16 protein-coding genes are annotated in these 17,889 nt (G+C 69.7%); 7 read left to right on the top strand and 9 right to left on the bottom strand.

The window, feature by feature from the left end:
- Positions 1-73 precede the first annotated feature (73 nt).
- The gene (locus tag RQG77_RS19175; RefSeq protein ID WP_311246178.1) at positions 74-535 is read left to right on the top strand and encodes an adenylyltransferase/cytidyltransferase family protein; all 462 of its coding nucleotides are present in this window, start codon (positions 74-76) and stop codon (positions 533-535) included.
- A 70-nt stretch (positions 536-605) separates the two neighbouring features.
- Here the strand turns inward: RQG77_RS19175 and RQG77_RS19170 are convergent, their stop codons facing one another.
- Positions 606-998 carry an SIP domain-containing protein gene (locus tag RQG77_RS19170; protein ID WP_311246177.1) on the bottom strand — a complete coding sequence of 131 codons (393 nt, stop codon included), beginning with the start codon at positions 996-998 and terminating at the stop codon, positions 606-608.
- Positions 999-1,097: 99 nt separating this feature from the next.
- Here RQG77_RS19170 and RQG77_RS19165 point away from each other — a divergent pair, with 99 nt between their 5' ends.
- Genes RQG77_RS19165 through RQG77_RS19155 form a run of 3 tightly spaced genes read left to right on the top strand, consistent with a single transcriptional unit; the run spans position 1,098 to position 4,598 of the window.
- Positions 1,098-1,361 carry a glutaredoxin domain-containing protein gene (locus tag RQG77_RS19165; protein ID WP_056309972.1) on the top strand — a complete coding sequence of 88 codons (264 nt, stop codon included), beginning with the start codon at positions 1,098-1,100 and terminating at the stop codon, positions 1,359-1,361.
- 39 nt (positions 1,362-1,400) lie between these two features.
- A complete protein-coding gene (locus RQG77_RS19160; RefSeq protein ID WP_311246176.1) occupies positions 1,401-2,798 on the top strand; it encodes an MFS transporter in 1,398 nt (465 codons plus the stop codon).
- A 45-nt stretch (positions 2,799-2,843) separates the two neighbouring features.
- On the top strand, positions 2,844-4,598 hold the full coding sequence (locus RQG77_RS19155) for an aldehyde dehydrogenase family protein (RefSeq protein WP_311246175.1): 1,755 nt from the start codon (positions 2,844-2,846) through the stop codon (positions 4,596-4,598).
- Between the two features lie 51 nt (positions 4,599-4,649).
- On the opposite strand, the gene pip is transcribed toward RQG77_RS19155, so the two are convergent.
- Positions 4,650-5,612 carry a prolyl aminopeptidase gene (gene pip / locus RQG77_RS19150; protein ID WP_311246174.1) on the bottom strand — a complete coding sequence of 321 codons (963 nt, stop codon included), beginning with the start codon at positions 5,610-5,612 and terminating at the stop codon, positions 4,650-4,652.
- Between the two features lie 44 nt (positions 5,613-5,656).
- The gene (locus RQG77_RS19145; RefSeq protein WP_311246173.1) at positions 5,657-6,541 is read right to left on the bottom strand and encodes a neutral zinc metallopeptidase; all 885 of its coding nucleotides are present in this window, start codon (positions 6,539-6,541) and stop codon (positions 5,657-5,659) included.
- 51 nt (positions 6,542-6,592) lie between these two features.
- Between RQG77_RS19145 and RQG77_RS19140 the strand changes: the two genes are divergently transcribed.
- Positions 6,593-7,582 (top strand): malate dehydrogenase, encoded by a 990-nt coding sequence (locus RQG77_RS19140; RefSeq protein WP_311246172.1) that lies wholly within the window; start codon positions 6,593-6,595, stop codon positions 7,580-7,582.
- A gap of 52 nt (positions 7,583-7,634) precedes the next feature.
- Complete coding sequence (locus RQG77_RS19135; protein ID WP_311246171.1) at positions 7,635-8,105, top strand: recombinase family protein; 471 nt, start codon at positions 7,635-7,637, stop codon at positions 8,103-8,105.
- 37 nt (positions 8,106-8,142) lie between these two features.
- Here the strand turns inward: RQG77_RS19135 and RQG77_RS19130 are convergent, their stop codons facing one another.
- The 6 genes from RQG77_RS19130 to RQG77_RS19105 form a co-directional block, all read right to left on the bottom strand.
- Positions 8,143-8,901 carry a hypothetical protein gene (locus RQG77_RS19130; protein WP_311246170.1) on the bottom strand — a complete coding sequence of 253 codons (759 nt, stop codon included), beginning with the start codon at positions 8,899-8,901 and terminating at the stop codon, positions 8,143-8,145.
- Positions 8,898-12,872: a type VII secretion protein EccCa gene (gene eccCa, locus RQG77_RS19125; protein ID WP_311246169.1), complete on the bottom strand. Its 3,975-nt coding sequence runs from the start codon at positions 12,870-12,872 to the stop codon at positions 8,898-8,900. The genes RQG77_RS19130 and eccCa overlap by 4 nt, the downstream gene beginning before the upstream one ends.
- Positions 12,869-14,116 (bottom strand): FHA domain-containing protein, encoded by a 1,248-nt coding sequence (locus RQG77_RS19120; protein WP_311246168.1) that lies wholly within the window; start codon positions 14,114-14,116, stop codon positions 12,869-12,871. Before RQG77_RS19120 ends, eccCa begins: the two co-directional genes overlap by 4 nt.
- Complete coding sequence (locus RQG77_RS19115) at positions 14,113-15,477, bottom strand: hypothetical protein (RefSeq protein ID WP_311246167.1); 1,365 nt, start codon at positions 15,475-15,477, stop codon at positions 14,113-14,115. Before RQG77_RS19115 ends, RQG77_RS19120 begins: the two co-directional genes overlap by 4 nt.
- 151 nt (positions 15,478-15,628) lie before the next feature.
- Positions 15,629-15,910, bottom strand: coding sequence for a WXG100 family type VII secretion target (locus RQG77_RS19110; RefSeq protein WP_079113895.1), 282 nt, complete (start codon positions 15,908-15,910; stop codon positions 15,629-15,631).
- A 41-nt stretch (positions 15,911-15,951) separates the two neighbouring features.
- Complete coding sequence (locus tag RQG77_RS19105; RefSeq protein ID WP_056309991.1) at positions 15,952-16,266, bottom strand: WXG100 family type VII secretion target; 315 nt, start codon at positions 16,264-16,266, stop codon at positions 15,952-15,954.
- Between the two features lie 287 nt (positions 16,267-16,553).
- Between RQG77_RS19105 and eccD the strand changes: the two genes are divergently transcribed.
- Entirely contained in the window at positions 16,554-17,888 is a 1,335-nt protein-coding gene (eccD, locus tag RQG77_RS19100; protein ID WP_311246166.1) for a type VII secretion integral membrane protein EccD, read from the top strand.
- Position 17,889 lies beyond the last annotated feature (1 nt).

Raw genomic sequence — 17,889 nt, 5'->3', positions numbered from 1 at the left:
TGCGGATGCGGCTGTGGGAGTCGCTGGGCGGATGGGGATCCGCCTTCTGGGGAATTACTGATCTGGGGAGATCATGGGGACGCGCATCGGCTACGCCGTGGGTGCTTTCGACCTGTTTCACGTCGGGCATCTCAACCTTCTTCGTCACGCCAAGCAGCACTGCGACATCCTTGTCGCCGGTGTCGTCAGCGATGAGATGCTGCGGCAGGTGAAGGGCATCGAGCCCGTCATCCCGACCGCAGAGCGGGCGGAGATCGTCCGCCACATCTCATTCGTCGACGATGTATACGTCGAGACGACTCCGTCGAAGCTGGATTCGTGGCGTGACGTGCAGTTCACGCACTTCTTCAAGGGCGACGACTGGCGCGGCACCGAGAAGGGCCTGCGGCTCGAACGCGAATTCGCCGAGGTCGGCGTCGAGGTCGTCTACTTCCCGTACACGGCGCACACGTCGAGCTCGTCGCTGCGGCGCGCGCTCGATGCGATCACGGCCGGCGCCACAGCCACCGGCACTCCGGCGCTCGCGACGCGCTGACTCCGCGCGCCCGCGCCCTCAACGTCGCGGGCGCGGGCGTGACGGTTCGCGCGTTTCTCGGATGGCGTGGTCAGTTGGCCACACCGAGCAGGCTGCGAGCCATTCGCGCGACATGGGGCGGAGTGTGCGCACCGAGCCAGACGGTCCACTGCAGCGGCGGCTCCGAACACGTCCATTCGACGCACCACGAGTGCACCGCGGTGGCGAGACGCTCGCCTTTCGCGTGCTGGCGGATGCCGTCGCCTCGCAACAGCCATCGCACCGAGACGCCCTCGGGTACATCGATGTGGCGGAACTGGATGCGTGCGGCCGCTTCGAGCATGATGACCCCCTCCGCATCCCAGGGGAGGCGAGCGGCGATGGCCGCGATCGCCCCGGCATCGGTCGAGTCCCCGGCGATCAGCACGACTCCCTCGATGTGCTCCCAGTCCGGATCCTCGAGATGCTCGCACGCAGTGTTCATGTGACCAACTATAGGTAAGGCTACCCTTACTTAGCAATGCGGACCTCTCGCCGCTCCCGACTCGGCGCCCGTCCAGCCATGCGGCTCTACCCTGGATACATGACTTCTCCTGCAGAATCCGCGATCACACTGTTCGGCGCCGACTGGTGCCGCGACTGCATCCGCACCAAGAAGCAGCTCGACGGCCTCGGTGTCGAGTACACCTATGTCGACCTCGTCGCCGACCCGTCGGCCGCCGACGTCGCGAAGGAGATCTCGGGACGCACGAACATCCCCGTCGTGCTCTACCCCGACTCCTCGCACCACGTCGAGCCGTCGAACGCCGACGTCGAGTCGAAGCTGCGCGAGCTCTCGCTCATCTGACCCCGCTGGGGGCACTTCGCGCACCGATACACTGGCGCGATGAGCACCGCGGCTCGGCCTGAACGAGCATCCGCCCGCCTGTCCGCCCGCACGGTCGCGCTGTACGCGATCGGCTCGCTGGGCACGGGCGGTTACGCGACCCTCCCGGGGCTCGTGCTGACGTACTTCCTCACCGACAACCTCGGTGTGGCGGCCCTCGCCGCCGGTCTCATCGTGACCGCGGCGAAGATCTGGGACGTCATCATCGATCCGCTGATCGGTGCGGCATCCGACCGCCAGTACGCGAAGACGGGCTCCCGTCGTGGCCTCATGATGGTGGGCGCCCTCACGCTCCCGCTGTTCTTCGCACTCACGTTCGCTGTGCCCCCGTCGTGGGGACCGACAGCGGGCGCGATCTGCGTGCTTCTCGCGTTCCTCGCCACGGCCACGTCGTTCAGCCTGTTCCAAGTGCCGTACGTCGCCCTGCCCGCCGAGCTCACCTCGGGCTACGACGAGCGCACCCGCCTGCTCGGGTGGCGCGTGGTCGTGCTCACCGCGGCGATCCTGCTCTTCGGCGCCGGCGGGCCCGAGCTGCGCAGCGCCGGGCCGGACCCGGTCGCGGGATACCTGCTGATGGGCGTCGTCGCGGGCCTCACGATCGGCGTCGGCATGCTCATCGCCTCGCGCACGGCGGATGCTGCCGCGCACCGCGCAGCGGCAGCGCACCACCCCGACGAGGCCGATCGCCCCACGCTCGCGGCGCCGGCCGGAATCCGCGAGCAGTACGCGGCCGGCGTGCGCACTCTGCGCCGCAGCCAGCCCTTCCGCGCGCTGCTCGGCACGTTCCTGCTGCAGGCCCTGGCGACGGGAACCATGCTCGCCGCCGCACAGTACGTAGCCACCTGGGTGCTGCGCAGCGAGGATGCCGTCACCCTGGTGTTCCTGGCGCTCGTCGGCCCCGCCCTGGTCGCCACCCCCGTCTGGACCATCGTGGCGCGGCGGATCGGCAAGGAACGGGCCTTCGCCATCGCGAGCATCCTGTTCACTGCTGCCGCTGCGACCCTCGTCCTGGCCGCCTGGATGCCGGGCACCTGGATGTACGGCGCGATCGGGTTCGCCGGCGTCGCGTACGCCGGGCTGCAGTCTCTGCCCATGGCGATGCTTCCCGATGTCATCTCGCACGACGAGCGCATCAGCGGCAGGGGCCAGGCGGGCACGTTCACGGGGGTGTGGACGGCGGGCGAGACCGTCGGTTTCGCCCTCGGCGCCACCGCGGTCTCACTCACCCTCGCGGCGACCGGGTACGTGTCGACGGTCGCCGGCGCGACGGCGGAGCAGCCGGACGCGGCGATCACGGGGATCGTGCTGAGCTTCAGCATCCTTCCCGCCCTCCTGATGACGGCGAGTCTGCTGACACTTCGCCGGTACCGGCTGCGTCGCGCCGACATCGACGCGTGACCGGATGCCCGGCCTAAGCTGGGATCCCGTCCGAAGGAGACGCCGATGACTTCTGCGACCACGCCCGCCGCCACGACGACGACCACCGACCTGCCGGAGGGCGAACGCGAACGCCTCGACGCCGCGATCGCCGAGCTCCACATCGGCAGCCGCACGTGGTCGGCCCTGACCCTCGCGCAGCGCGTCACCCTGCTGCACGGCGTGCGCACGAGCGTCGCCGCGACGGCCGAGGACTGGGCGAACACCGCCGCCGCCTCCAAGGGCCTCGACGACCGGCATCCGCTGCGCGGCGAGGAATGGCTCAGCGGACCGTACAGCGTCCTCGGCGCGCTCGATGCGTACATCGAGACCCTCTCGCGCCTCGCGAACGGCACCAATCCTCTCGACGGCGTCAGGATCGACCGGGCGCCCGGTGGACGCTCTCGCGTGCATGCCTTCCCGCTCACGGGCATCGACCGGTTCCTCCTCTCCGGCTACACGGGCGAGGTGTGGCTGGAACCGGGGATCACCCCCAACGGCGCGCGGGCCGCGGCCGGTCTCGCCCAGCGCACGCCTTCGGAATCCGGCGGCGTGGGTCTCGTGCTCGGCGCCGGCAACATCACCTCGATCCCCGTGCTCGACGTGCTCTACGAGCTGCTCGCCCACAACCGCACCGCACTGCTCAAGGTCAACCCGACCCAGGATGCTCTCGTACCGGTGTACAAGCGCGCATTCGCCCCGCTCATCGCCCTCGGCCTGCTGCGCATCGTGCGCGGAGGGCCTGCGGTGGGCGTCTACCTGACGGGTCACCCCGATCTCGCGCACGTGCACATCACCGGTTCCGCCGCGACGTTCGACGCGATCGTCTGGGGCACCGGATCGGCCGCCACACGTCGGCGCCGCGAGAACCGGCCGCAGCTGAAGAAGCCCATCACCGCCGAGCTCGGCGGCGTGTCGCCGATCATCATCGTGCCGGGCGACTGGACGGCCGCCGACCTGACGTATCAGGCCGAGCATGTCGCGACCATGCGCCTGCAGAACAGCGGCCACAACTGCATCGCCGGCCAGGTCGTCATCATGTCGTCGGATTGGACGCAGGCCGACGACTTCCGGGCGGCCCTGCGCCGCGCCTACGCCAACGCCCCCGAGCGGCCGATCTGGTACCCCGGCTCGCCCTCGCGGATGGACCTCGCGACCGAGGCATACCCCGACGCCCTCGTGCTCGGCGACCGCCTGCTGGTCGAGATCGAGCAGGGCGACGACGCCGCAGCGCTGCAGAGCACCGAGTACTTCGCTCCCGTCCTCGGGGTCGTCGCGATCCCCGGCACCGGGCAGGAGTTCCTCGACTCCGCGGTGGCCTACGCGAACGATCGACTGCAGGGCACTCTGGGCGCCAACCTGCTGATCGATCCGTCGACCGAGAAGAAGCTCGGGGCCGGATTCGACCGGGCCATCGCGGCGCTGCGCTACGGCTCGATCGCGATCAACGGGTGGACCGCCTTCGGCTTCATCACACCGACCCTGACCTGGGGGGCCTTCCCCGGCAGCACGATCGACGACGTCGGCAGCGGCATCGGGGTCGTCCACAACGCACTGCTGCTCGACGGCGTCGAGCGTTCGGTGATCCGCGGCCCCTTCCGGCCGTTCCCGCGTTCGCTGCCGATCGTCAACGGCGGTGGGCGCCTCACGATCCTTCCGAAGCCGCCGTGGTTCGCATCGGCACGCACAGGTGCCGCGGTGAGCGAGGGCCTCACGCGGTTCCGTGCGAACGGCGGCATCGTCGGGCTGCTGAAGACGCTGACGCAGGCGCTGCGCGCCTGAGGCGCCTCCGCGTCTGCCTCCGCCTCCGAGCGTTCCGTCCGCCGCGGGGTCTCAGCTCGCGAAGCGGTCGGTCGCCGCGCGCAATGCCCGCTGGGTGCCGGGTTCGGTGGCCGAGTGGCCGGCATCGTCGACCACGACGAAGTCCGCCTCGGGCCACGCCACGTGCAGGTCCCACGCGGTCATCATCGGGGTGCACACGTCGTGGCGCCCCTGCACGATGACGGTCGGGATGTGACGGATGCCGTCGACTCCGGCGATCAGCTGGCCCTCCGACCACCAGCCGCGGTTCACGAAGAAGTGGTTCTCGATGCGGGCGAACGCGGTCGCTGTGCGCGGATCCGACATCGCCTCGATCTGGGCGGCATCCGGTCGCAGGGTGACCGTCGACGCCTCCCACCGCGACCAGGCGACCGCCGCCGGCTCGTGGACTGCCGGGTCGGGGTCGAACAGCCGCCGGTGATACGCCTCGATCATGTGCGACCGCTCGATAACGGGGATGGGAGCGAGGAACTCCTCCCAGAGGTCGGGGAACAGCGCCGCCGCACCGCCCTCGTAGAACCACTCCAGCTCCTCGCGGCGCAGCGTGAAGATTCCCCGGAGGATCAGTTCGCTGACGGCATCCGGATGCGCCTGCGCATAGGCGAGCGCGAGCGCGCTCCCCCACGATCCGCCGAACACCTGCCATTTCTCGATGCCGAGGTTGCGGCGAAGCAGCTCGATGTCGGCGATCAGGTGCGCGGTGGTGACGAAGCGAAGATCTGTGTCAGGCGCGCTCGCGTGCGGGGTGCTGCGCCCGCAGCCGCGCTGGTCGAGGAGCACGATCCGATACACGTCGGGGTCGAAGAACCGACGCTGCCAGGCGGATGTTCCGCTTCCCGGTCCGCCGTGCAGGAACACCACGGGCTTGCCGTCGGGGTTGCCGCTGACCTCCCAATACATGCGGTGACCGTCGCCGACGAGCAGCTCACCGGTCTCGTGCGGCTCGATCGGCGGATACAGCGCGTCAAGGTCCATCGTCTTTCCTCCCTCAGAAGCCCGTCGTGATCACGTCGGCGTGATCAGAGCTGGTCTCCCGGCAGTGTCAGGGGCTGCTCGCACACGTCGAGCCCGTTCTCGTAGCCGCTCGCGAACCAGAACTTGCGCTGTTCGCTCGTGCCGTGCGTGAAGCTCTCGGGGTTCACCGAACCCGACGACTGCTGCTGGATGTTGTCGTCGCCGACCGTGTTCGCCGCGTTCAGCGCATCCTGGCGCTCGGCCTCCGTCGTCTCCTGCAGATACGGGACGCCGTCCGGATCCTTCTCCTGCGTCATCTGCCCGATCCACGCGCCGGCATAGCAGTCCGCCTGCAGTTCGATGCGCACGCCGTTGCTGTCCGGCCCCGTGCCGTTGTTCGGGTATCGATCCATCACGCCGGTGATGTACTGAATATGGTGTCCCCACTCGTGGCCCACGATGTAGAGCTGGGCGAGATTCCCGGCGGATGCTCCGAACTGCTGTTGCATGAGCTGGAAGAACGTCGGGTCGATGTACACCGTCTCATCCGGCGGGCAGTAGAAGGGGCCGACCGCATTGGAGGCCGTACCGCACGCGGTCGAGGTCGCGCCGTCGACGATGATCAGCTCGGGAGCCCGATACGGGTCGACGTGGTCCTCCCAGTAGCCGTCGAGCGCCAGCTGGGAGCTCGCCACCCGGCAGTCGACGTTCTCGTTCGCGTCCTCACCCGTGAGGCAGTTCTCGATCACGCTGCCGCCCTCGGGTTCCGATCCGCCGCCGGTGGCTCCCCCGCCGCCGAGCAGGCCCGTCAGGTCGATCCCCAGCAGCGGCCCCGCGATGAGGGCGATGATGCCGAGGAGGCCCACGCCGCCGGCTCCGGCGACGACGGCGCCGCGACCGCGGCGGCGGGCGGTGTTGCCGGAGACATCGGCATCTGGGTTGAAGGTCATGCCACGAGGGTACTCTGCACCGAGGGCACGTCACGGTCGTAGGCTCGAGTCATGACGACCACGATCACGCTGACCGGTGCAGGCGGACAGATCGGATACGCGCTGCTCTTCCGCATCGCAGCCGGAGACCTGCTCGGCCCTGAGGAGAAGGTGCGGCTGCGACTGCTCGAGATCCCCCAGGGTCTCGGTGCCGCCGAGGGCGCTGCGCTCGAACTGCAGGACGGCGCCTTCGGGCTGCTCGAGCACGTCGAGGTGACCGACGACCCCGCTGTCGGCTTCGACGGCGCCGACCTCGCGCTCCTGGTCGGGGCGCGTCCGCGCGGCCCTGGCATGGAACGGGGAGACCTGCTGGCCGCCAACGCGGGCATCTTCGGGCCCCAGGGAGCGGCGATCGCCGCGCACGCATCACCCGACGTACGAGTGACCGTGGTCGGCAACCCGGCGAACACGAACGCCCTCATCGCCGCCGCATCCGCGGACGGAGTTCCCGCCGAGCGGTTCACGGCGCTGACGCGCCTCGACGAGAACCGGGCGAGGGCTCAACTCGCGCAGACTCTGGCAGCGCCCGTCGACACCGTGCGACGGGTGCCGATCTGGGGAAACCACTCGGCGACGCAGTTCCCCGATGTCTCGCATGCGACGGTCGGCGGCGCTCCGGTGGCCGATGCCCTCGAGGCCATCGTCGGCGACGTGCCCGCGTGGCTCGACGAGACGTTCATCCCGCGGGTCGCGAAGCGCGGGGCCGAGATCATCCAGGTGCGCGGATCGTCGTCGGTGGCCTCCGCCGCGAACGCGACGATCGAGCACGTGCGCGACTGGGTGCGCGGGACCGACGACTGGACGTCCGCGGGCGTGGTCTCGCACGGCGAGTACGGGGTTCCGGCTGGGCTGATCTCGTCGTTCCCGGTGCGCTCGATCGACGGAGAGTGGCAGATTGTCGAGGGGCTCGAGGTCAGCGACTGGGCGCGCGCCCGCATCGATGCCTCCGTCGCTGAGCTGGTCGACGAGCGCGAAGCGGTGCGAGCCCTCGGGATGCTCTGAAAGGTCACCGCGCGGCCTCGGATCAGGGCAGAATGGATGCCGGAGGTGCGCGATGAGCGAGACGATCGATCCCATGAAGGCGACGGCATCCGTCGACGAGGCCCTGACGAGTCCGCTGCACCTGCCGCATGCGGCAGCGGAGTGCCCGAAGTGCTTCACCGAGCTGCAGCAGAACCGCGATTTCTGGCTCGCCCGCCCGGACGGCTCCCGCCTTGTCGGACTCGTCGTCTCGCGCGAGGGCATGCCCTCGGTGGTCGAGCAGCGTGACGACCTCACCCGCTTCGGCGTGCCGATCGAGGGGTTCCGTCACCCCTCGCCCGACATCCTCGAGAGCTGGAGCGACCGGCTCTCGCGCCTCATCGGCACCCTGAAGACGGGTGACGTGCTCGTCGTCGCGAACATCCATGCCCTGGGCCGCGACGCCGACGAAGGCGCCCGCACCGCGCAGGAGCTGCGCCGCCACGGCATCATCGTCAAGGTGCTGAGCCACGACGCGCGCCACCTGGCCGACGCCACACGCTGATTTCGGGGCAGGAACAGTGGGTCGCTGAGGCCCGGCCTCAGAGATCTCCGGACCGGAGACGCGCGAGCGTCGCGGCGCCGATCTCGGCTCGCGCCGCGGGATGCCGCGCGTAGAACGACACGAGCTCGGCGAGGATCACCGGATCACTCGCGAGATCACGAGCCGCCCACGACGAGGGACGCGTCGTGGTCGTGCGGACCACGACGCGGTCGCCCTCCAGCGATGCATCCTCGATCTCGTCCCAGGTCGCGCTCACATCGTTGCGGGGGATTCGCAGCTCGAGTCCGTCGGGGCGCATCGACAGTCGATGGCGAGAAGGCGGCCGGAACCACGAGCGAGCGCCCGCGATGAGCAGGATCGCCCCGATCACGGGCACGCCCAGCAGGGTGAGCATCGTCATCCGCTCTGCGGGAACCGTGAAGACACTCCATGCCCACCCGGCGAGGAGGAGGAGTCCCGCCAGGACGAGAGTGCGCAAGGGCCAGATGATCTGCTCGGCCCCACCGAACACGACGCTCGTTCCGTCGACGACCAGGCGAACGACCCTCACGCGTGCGACCCTGACGTGGGCCGCCTGCAGCCAGACGGCGATACCGACGGCCACCACGACTGCCGCTCCGAGAACCTTCATGGCCGGGGCGGGGTCGGCCAGCAGCGTCGCCGCGTAGAAGAGGATCGCGGCGGCCAGCACGACGCCGAGCGCGATCAGCCCGGTCGTCGACCGCTGCTGACCCTGCCAGCCGGCGAGACCCGGGACCCAGACGGTCTGAGTCCCGGTCTTCTGCGTGTCCGTCACTGGTAGCTCGGCGGCACCCACAGCAGCTGCGCGGCGACGAGGCCGCGGTCACGGCTCACGATCTGCGCACGACCGGGGATGGCCGGGATCGCCTTGACCTTGCCGATGAGCTGGCCCTCCTCCGGGCTGCCCGAGAGCAGGATGCCGGTGGCACCCAGGTCGGTCATGCGCTGGATGATCGGGTCATAGGCCGCACGGCTCGCTCCACCGGTGCGACGCGTGAGGATCACGTGCAGGCCGAGGTCGGCCGCCTGCGCGAGCAGCGGGGCGAGCACGGCCACCGGGTTGCCCTGCGACGTGGACACGAGGTCGTAGTCGTCGATGAGCACGAAGCCCTCAGCGCCCTTCCACCACGACCGCGTGCGCAGCTGGTCGGGAGTGACGTCGGCGCCGGGGATGCGGCTCTGGAAGAACTGGGCGAGCTCGCTCATGCCGCCCTCCGTCATCTCGTGCGACGTGAGGTAGGCGCCGAGGTACTCCTGCGGGATCTCTCCGAGCAGCGCACGGCGGTAGTCGACCACGAAGATCTTCGCCTCGGACGGGCCGTACAGGCGGGTGATCTCGTGCACGACACCGCGGAGCATCGAGGACTTGCCCGAGTCGGCGTCGCCGTAGAGGTAGAGCAGCGGCTCTTCGAGAGGATCGATCGAGAACGGAGCGAGGTTCGCCTCGTCGATGCCGAGGAGGATCTCGCGGGGCTCCGAACCGTCTGCCGATGCGGCCGCGGCGACTCCGCGCAGGTCGGCGTGACCGATGCGCGAGGGCAGCAGGCGCAGCTTGGGTCCGGCGGGGCCGTGCCACGCCGATGCGACTCGCGCGACGAGATCGTCGATGCCGCCCGCGAGCGAGGATGCCTCGTCGACGCCGTCGATGCGCGGCAGCGCCGTGAGCATCTGCAGACCGTTCTCGTTCAGGCCGCGACCGGGGATCGCCGTGACGTTCTCGGCCGCCTTGCGGTTGACCTCGGAGTCCGTCGGGTCGCCGAGCCGCAGCTCGATGCGCGTGCCGATGAGGTCCTTGATGTTGGCGCGGATCTCCATCCAGCGAGCCGCCGTGATCACGACGTGCACGCCGTAGGTCAGACCGCGGGCGGCGATCGCCTGGATCTGCGGTTCGAGCATCTCGAACTCGGCTCGCAGCGTGCCCCAGCCGTCGATCATCAGGAAGATGTCGCCGTAGCCGTCGTCGGCCAGCCCCTGGGCACGGCGCTGACGGTAGGTGTCGATCGAGTCGATGCCGTTCTGGCGGAAGTAGACCTCGCGGGCGTTGAGCAGGCTCGTGACCTCGGCGACCGTGCGTCGCACGATGTCGGGCTCCGAACGCGTCGCGACGCCGCTGACGTGCGTGAACCTCTGCAGGCCGGTGAAGCTGCCGCCGCCGAAGTCGATGACGAAGAACTGCACCTCCTGCGGGGTGTGCGTGAGCGCCAGGGCGACCAGCGCCGTGCGCGCGAGAGTGCTCTTGCCGCTGAGCGGCGCACCGACGATCGCCATGTGCCCCGCGGCACCGCCGAGCGAGATCGCGAGGTTCTCACGGCGCTGCTCGAGCGGCACGTCGACGATTCCGAGCGGAACGGTGAGTGCACCGGCGCCCCTCCATCGCGGCGAGATCAGACCGAGGGCAGGATCTTCGACGAGGTCGCCGAACAGCTGGTCGAGCGTGGCCGGGGTCTCGAGCGGCGGCAACCAGACCTGGTGGGCAGACGGACCGCGGCCGCTCATCATCTCGACGGCGATCTCGAACGTGTTGCGCTTCTCTTCAGGCTCGGCGTCGACCACGACCTCGGGTTCGTCGGCGGGAGCCTCCGCGCGCCAGACCGGAGCAGCGGTGAACAGCTCGACCGCGGTCGACCCTGTGCTCTGAGTCGAGCCTGTCGCCGCGCGGCGCCTGCGGCGGGGCGGCGGCCCCGACACGTAGGAGGCACGGAACTGGGTCATGGTCTCGGTGTCGGACTTCAGGATTCCGGCACCCGGCTGCGTGGGCAGGTGGTACGCGTCGGGCACGCCGAGCACCGTGCGGGACTCCGCCGCCGAGAACGTGCGCAGGCCGATGCGGTACGACAGATGCGTGTCGAGGCCGCGGAGCTTGCCCTCCTCCAGACGCTGCGAGGAGAGCAGCAGGTGCACCTGGAGCGAACGGCCGAGTCGGCCGATGTTGACGAACGTGTCGACGAACTCCGGCTTGGCCGACAGCAGCTCGGAGAACTCATCCGCGACGATGAGCAGAGCGGGAAGAGGAGCGAGGTCGGTGCGTCCGCCACGACGTGCCTTCTCGTAGTCGGCGACGTTCGCGAACGGACCGGTCGCACGGAGGAGCTCCTGCCGACGGACCATCTCGCCCTGCAGGGCGTCCTGCATGCGGTCGACGAGCGAGATCTCCTCGCCGAGGTTCGTGATGATCGCCGAGACGTGGGGCATATCCGCCATGCCGGCGAACGTCGCGCCACCCTTGAAGTCGACGAGCACGAAGTTGAGCTGCTCGGGTGAATGGGTCATCGCGAGGGCGAGCACGAGCGTGCGCAGCACCTCGGACTTGCCCGACCCGGTCGCACCGATGATGAGACCGTGCGGCCCCATACCCTGCTGCGCGGATTCCTTGATGTCGAGGATCAGCGGGCTGCCATCCTCCGTCTGACCGATCGGCACACGCAGCCGGTCGCGTTCGAGCCGAGGAGCCCAGGCCGCGTCGAGGTCGAGGTCGCGCACGTCAGGGAGACCGAGCAGCTCGACGAGCTCGGCCTGATCGGTCGCGCTCTTCTTCTTCGTGATGGTCGTGCCACCGGAGTACAGGGCGATGAGTCGCCGCGCGGTCGCCTCGGCCTCGACGATGCTGATCGCGTCGGCCTCGAACGGCCGCGCAGGGACCTGGAGGCTCACGAGTTCGGCACGACTGCCCCTGTCTCCGGGCTCGAAGGCGATGCGGAGCGCGTTCGGGTCGTCGAGGTCGCTCCACCGGGAGGGGAGGTCGATCACCGTCACACCCTGCACTCCGTCACCGCTGACCAGCATGTCGTTGAACGACGTGCTGACGCCGTCGGTGAGGATCACGATGTGGGGAACCTTGGCGCCGGACCCGTCACGTGAGAAGCGCGACCGCTCCCGCACCTCGGCCGGGAGCATGTCCTCGAGCTCGGACAGCTGCGACCCGATCATGCGCGCAGCACCGAGACCGTCTCTCACGGTGCGCGAGTGCGTGTGCGGCATCCACTTGGCCCACTCCCACTGCGGCAGGACGGCGGAGTCTGCGGCGATCACGATCTGCACGATGTCCGGGTCGTGCATCGTGGCGAGGTGCAGCAGCATGGCTCGCGCGAGGCCCCGGGATTCGTTCTCGTCGCCGGTGATCTCGATGCGCGCGTAGTCGCGCAGGGTGACGCCGAGCGAGAGGTTCTTCTGAAGCTCGTGGGTCAGCATGAATCGATGCGCGGCGGAGGCCGCAACCGGGTCGAGCTGCGCGAGCGGGGGGAGCTCGGGTGCCTCGAGCGTGATGCACAGCGGCTGGTCGCTCGTGCCGACCCGCACCGTGAGGAAGTCGGGGTCGTTCATCCCGCGCTCCCACACGCGGGTGCGCTCCTCGGCGATGTACGGCAGCGCCGAGGGCGCGGGGAGGTGCCAGTTCGCCGCTCTCCGCTGCTGCCTCGCGGCGACGCGCACGGTCTGGCGCAGCTCGGTGAGGTAGGCCAGGTACTCGCGGCGCGAGCCGAGCGTGGCCGCCTGCCGCTGCGACCGCTGACGCCAGCCGTTCACGGCGACGAAGCCCAGCGAAGACAGCAGGAACATGCCACCGGTGAGGAGGCCCGTCACCGACTGGTTCGACATGGTGACCATGACGATCGCGCCGACGCTTCCGAGCATCGGCAGGAGGGATCCGAGAATCCCCATGCCGCCGTCGTTCGGCTGCAGCTCGGGCGGCGCCTGGACGGGGAGCTTTCCGGAGGGGACGCGGGGCGGCGCGAGGCGGGGTCCTGTCATGCTCTCTCTCCGGCGCTGCTGTCTGTGGCCAGCAGGAGGCTGATGGTGAAGCTGCGGTTGCCGATGCGGACGCGGTCGGCGTCATCGAGGAGCACCCGCTCGCCCGCGACGAGCTCCGTCATCTGCCCGTCGTCGGAGCGGATGTCGGAACCGTTGGTGGATCCGAAGTCCGTGACCCAGGTGCGGCCTCGAGAGTGCTCGATGCGCAGGTGCGTCTTGGACACCGAGGAATCAGGATCGGTCACGGTGACGAGCCGGTCGTCATGGACGCTCGCCACGGGGGCCCGACCGAGGTTCACGGCGACCGGAAGCCCGAGCTGCACCCGCTGACCGGTGTCGAAGATGAGCAGCAGGGCGCCGGACTCGGATGCAGGGCCTGCAGCGTCGCCGCCGGACTGCTGCGCCGGGGCAGGTGCCACCGTGAAGAGCGGGCGGTCCTCACCCTGCGGCACGGGGGCGGGCGTCTCGGTGCGGTGCGAGGCCGCGCGGGCATCGGTGGGCTCGGAGTCCTCGTCGACCGCCGAGGGGTGCGCACCCAGCGGCACGACCTGAGGGGGCGCGAGCGGCGCTGCCGCCTGCGGAACCGGCACCACCGCGGCGACGTCTGCGGCCGCGCGCGGAACCGACACCACCACTGTTCCCGCCATGCGGTCGGCCCAGGACTGACGGCGCCCGCCGCGGTCCCAGGCTGTGGATGCGACGACGACCCAGCTGCCCACGGCGACCAGGAATCCCGCACCGGTGACGACGCCTCGCACGAACTGGCGGCCGATGCCGGGAGAGTACGGGCGGTCGGCTCGCGCCGCGCGCAGCCTGAGCACGGCGTTGCCGAGGGTGAGACCCGTGCGGGCCTCGAGCACCCAGAGGAAGATCGCGAGCTCGGCGACCGTGAGGCCTGCGAGGAGCATGCTGCGCGTGGTGACGAGCACGATGGCCGCGATGAGGATCACCGCGGCCACATCGAGGGTGAAGGCCGCGATCCGCAGCCCTGTGCCCGCCGGCGAGCCGACGAATGCGGGCCCCAGGCCGTCTGCGGGCTGCCTCGTCCGTGCGCGCGTCGCGACGATCGGCGTCGGTGCGGGAGGAGTGGGTGCAGAGCGCAGCGGCGCTCCGTCGACGCCGGGCGGCGCCGCGATGAGCGCCGGAGGAAGCGCCGGGATCTCGCCCGGCTGACCGGGTCCTGGCTGCACCGGGGGGATCAGTCCACCCGCCGGCCAGGGCTGTGGTTCGCCGTTCCCGCTCATCCCGCCATCATTCCACGAACGAGCGACAGTGCATTCGCATAGAGCAGGGCCGCCGGCAGCGCCAGTGCGACGGCGAGCCACTCGAAGGCGTCACCGAACCGCGACCAGATGAGCGAGCTCGCGCCGCGCGAGATCGGGATGATGACAGCGACAGCGGTGAGGCCGACGGCGAACAGCACTGCCGCGCCGAGCACCTGGAAACCTGCGCCGAGAGCAACCGACGCCTGGATGCCGGCGACCACGAACACGGCCGCGGCAGCCGCACGGGGAAGCCAGCGCAGGATGCGCGAGGTGGTGTGCCGCGGAGTCAGCAGCAGCGCGAGGCCGACGCAGATGAGGAGGGCGATGCCCCCGGAGACCACGATCGGGTCGTCCGGCCACTCACGCAGGAACGCGAGCGGTGTCATCAGCACGGCGACCAGGCTGAGCACCGCGGTGCCGGCGATGAGTCGTGCGGAGGAATCGTCGACGACGGCCGTGATGCGCTCAGGGCGCAGCAGACCGACGGACTCCGGAATGGCTCCGCGCACCGTCCAGCGGCTGGTCATGAAGTGCTTGTAGTCGATGAAATAGCCCTCGGGGAGGTTCACCAGACTGCTCGGCAGAGCTCGGAGCCCCAACGGGACGAGTCCGAGCGAGATGGCCGCAGCCTCGGCCTGTCCCCATCGGAGCAGCAGCGCAAGACCCCAGATGGAGGCGAGGGCGACGAGCAGCACTGTCGCCGTGCCGGCGGCGGCGCGCATCGGACGGGCTCGGGCGGACACGGCGATCACCGCGGTGGTGATGCCTGCCGCGAGGAAGCCGGTGGCTGCGGAGAGATGAGCACTCGCTTCCAGCCCCGCCGGGATCAGGAGCGCCCCTGCCGCGAACGACAGCAGAATCGGAGCGAGAACACCGAGGATGCCGCGCACGCCTGCCGCCGAATCCCGACGCGCCCACGCCACCGCTCCGCTGATGGCACCGAGGACGAGCAGCAGCCCGATCAGCAGTCTGAGCAGCGGATCGCCTGCTCCCTGCGCGAAGATCGCGACGAGCAGCAGACCGCTGACAGCCAGCATCCACCATCTGGCGCCGTGATCCGCGCGCGAGGGCCCTGCGGTCGCACCTGCACGTCGGGCCTGCGGGGCCAGCGCTGTGCGGTCGATCAGCGCGTACAGCCCTCCGTCGATGAGGTCTTCGCACTCGGTCTCACCGGGGATCTCAAAGCCCCCGGGGCCGATCGTCACGAAGCGATCGGCGGTCGACAGCCCGCTGAGGACGAGAGCGTCGTCGAGGGTCTCGTCGAACGGAAGCGAGAGATCGAAGCGACGATCCTCGCTCTGGAGCACGATGCGGCGGCGCTCTACGATATCGACTGACACACCTGCACCCTATCGACCTGCACGGCCGAAGCCGTGGACCCTCCTGCTGCCCTGACCAGTGACGCCTGCACTGCTGTCCGGCTCCGTGGCCGGAAGGCACAGCAGACGGCGCGGACCCGGCGCATCTCTGCGTCGGGCCCGCGCCACGGGATCAGGCTCCGAAGCGTCCGGCGGCCGACTTGTCGGTCTGGACGTACTGGCCCGAGATCTCCTCGGTCTTGCCCGCGATCTGGGTGAGAAGCTGCTGCATCTCACTCAGCGAGCGGTTCCACTTGGCCTGAGCCTGGTCGTAGGCCTGCTGCGCGGAACCATCCCACGCCGCACGCAGCTTGCCGACCTCGGACTCGAGACGGTCGAGCTCTGAACGGATACCCTGCGACCCGCTGCGGATCTGCGCTGCCAGAGCGTTGACCTGCTCCGGGCGAACTGACATCGACTGCATCATGTTCTCCTTGAAATCTCTGTGGTCTGTGCTCAGGAACCCATCATCGAGCCGAGGCCCGAGATGGTCTGCTGGTGAGCTTCTTCGGTCGCAGCCTGGTCGCGCTCGGTGCCGGCGAGGGCATCTTCGAGCGTCACGAGGACCTCGTTGAGCTGACGAGCCTGCTCGTCCCAGCGGGACATCAGCGTCGAGAACGATGCGGCAGCCGCACCCGTCCAGAAGCCACGCAGCTGCTCGATCTCGCTGCGGACCTTCTTGGTCTGCTGGTCGATCCCGGACTTGGTCTCCCGCACCGCCTGGGCTCCGCGGCGCAGAGCCCCTTCTTCTGCGGAGATGACATCAGCCATAACTCACTCCCTCCGGTCCTTGCGGACACACGTGCGGGGAGCGCATCCCTGTGTTGGGACGACTTCGAAACAACCCCCCACGATTCGTTTCAGGTGACAGGCTAGATCAGATCGACCGGAATCACCAGAACAGCAGGCGCATCCGTCGCGAGATCGTCCGATCGATGGAGAAATCGTCATGACCGACGACTACGTGTTGTCGCATGCCTCAACTAGGGTGAAAGGCGGAATGCGCAGCCACGGGTCTCCTCCCGATCGGCGGCACACCATGGAGGGGGCATCGTTCCATGACTCAGAGCAGCACAGCGGCAGGCACCGTGTTGCGGCTTTCCGTCGTCAGCGACGACCGACGGCTCGACGTCGGCGTGCCTTCGCAGGTCCCGCTCGTCGAGATCATCCCCGGCTTCGCCCGGAGCCTCGGCGTGCTCGACCCCACCCTCACCCACGGCGGGTACTCGCTGCAGAGGGCGGACGGCACCCCTCTCGACCCCGCGCGCGGGGCTGCTGCGCAGGGCGTGCACGACGGCGAACTTCTGACTCTCGTCCGCGGCGGGCTGATGAAGGAGCCCCGGGTCTACGACGACGTCGTCGAGGCCGTGATCGACGCCACCGCCGAGCAGCACGGGTCGTGGACCCCTGCAGACAGCTCTCGCACGGCTCTCTTCGTCAGCCTCACGTTCCTCGCGCTCTGCGCGCTCCTGCTCGTGGCCACGCCTCCGACGTCGCTCCTGCCGTCGATCATCGCGGGAGCGGGCGCCATCGTGCTCAGCGTCGCCGCAGCCGTCCTCATGCGCCTCCGCCAGCCGGAGGCCGGACACGCACTCGGGCTCGCCGCCGCGGCCTACGGAGGACTCGCCGGGTACCTCGCCGTGCCGGTGCAGAGCATCTGGGGCTGGCCGCTCGCCGCTCTGGGCCTCGGACTCGTCATCGTCGGCGGCGTCGGGCTCGCGGTCACCCAGGACAAGCCCGAGATCCACCTGGTGCCCATCGCCCTCGGCGCGTCCATCGGCATCACAGCGACGAGCGCCGCGATCTTCGGAGACGCGCTCGCGCCGTACGCGATCATGCTCGCGACCACGGCGCTGCTCGCCAACGGCATCCCGTGGCTCGCTCTCACCTCCACCCGCATCCGCGTGATCTCTCCGCAGAGCGACGCCGACATGTTCGCCGCCCCCGAGCCGATCGACGCCGACGAGGTCAAGCGCCGCGCGGCGGCAGGCACGCGCACTCTCATCGCCCTGCGGGCCGCGCTCGGCCTCGCGGCCCTGATCGCGACTCCCCTGGTCGCCGCCAGCGGCGTCTTCGGCGCCCTGCTCTGTGTTCTCGCCTTCATCGGGATGATGTTCCAGTCGCGGCAGATCCACGCCCGCCTCGGCGTGCTCGTGCTCATGGCGATCGGAGCCATCGGCCTCGCGACGACGGGCGTGACGGTGGCGCTCGCGCTTCCCGACGTGCGCACCTGGATGCTCCTCATCCTCGTCGTCGCGACCGTCATCCTCGTCGGACTGACGCTGCTGACCCCGAAGGCCCGACTGCGGCTGACCCGCCTCGGCGACACCGTCGAGGTCATCGCTCTCGCGCTCCTGCTGCCGCTCGGCGTCACCACGGCGGGGCTCGTCTGAC

This window comes from Microbacterium sp. WCS2018Hpa-23, from assembly GCF_031843845.1.
Taxonomy (GTDB): domain Bacteria; phylum Actinomycetota; class Actinomycetes; order Actinomycetales; family Microbacteriaceae; genus Microbacterium.
Note: the sequence above shows the minus strand (reverse complement) of the source record. Positions and strands in the feature narration are given on the sequence as shown.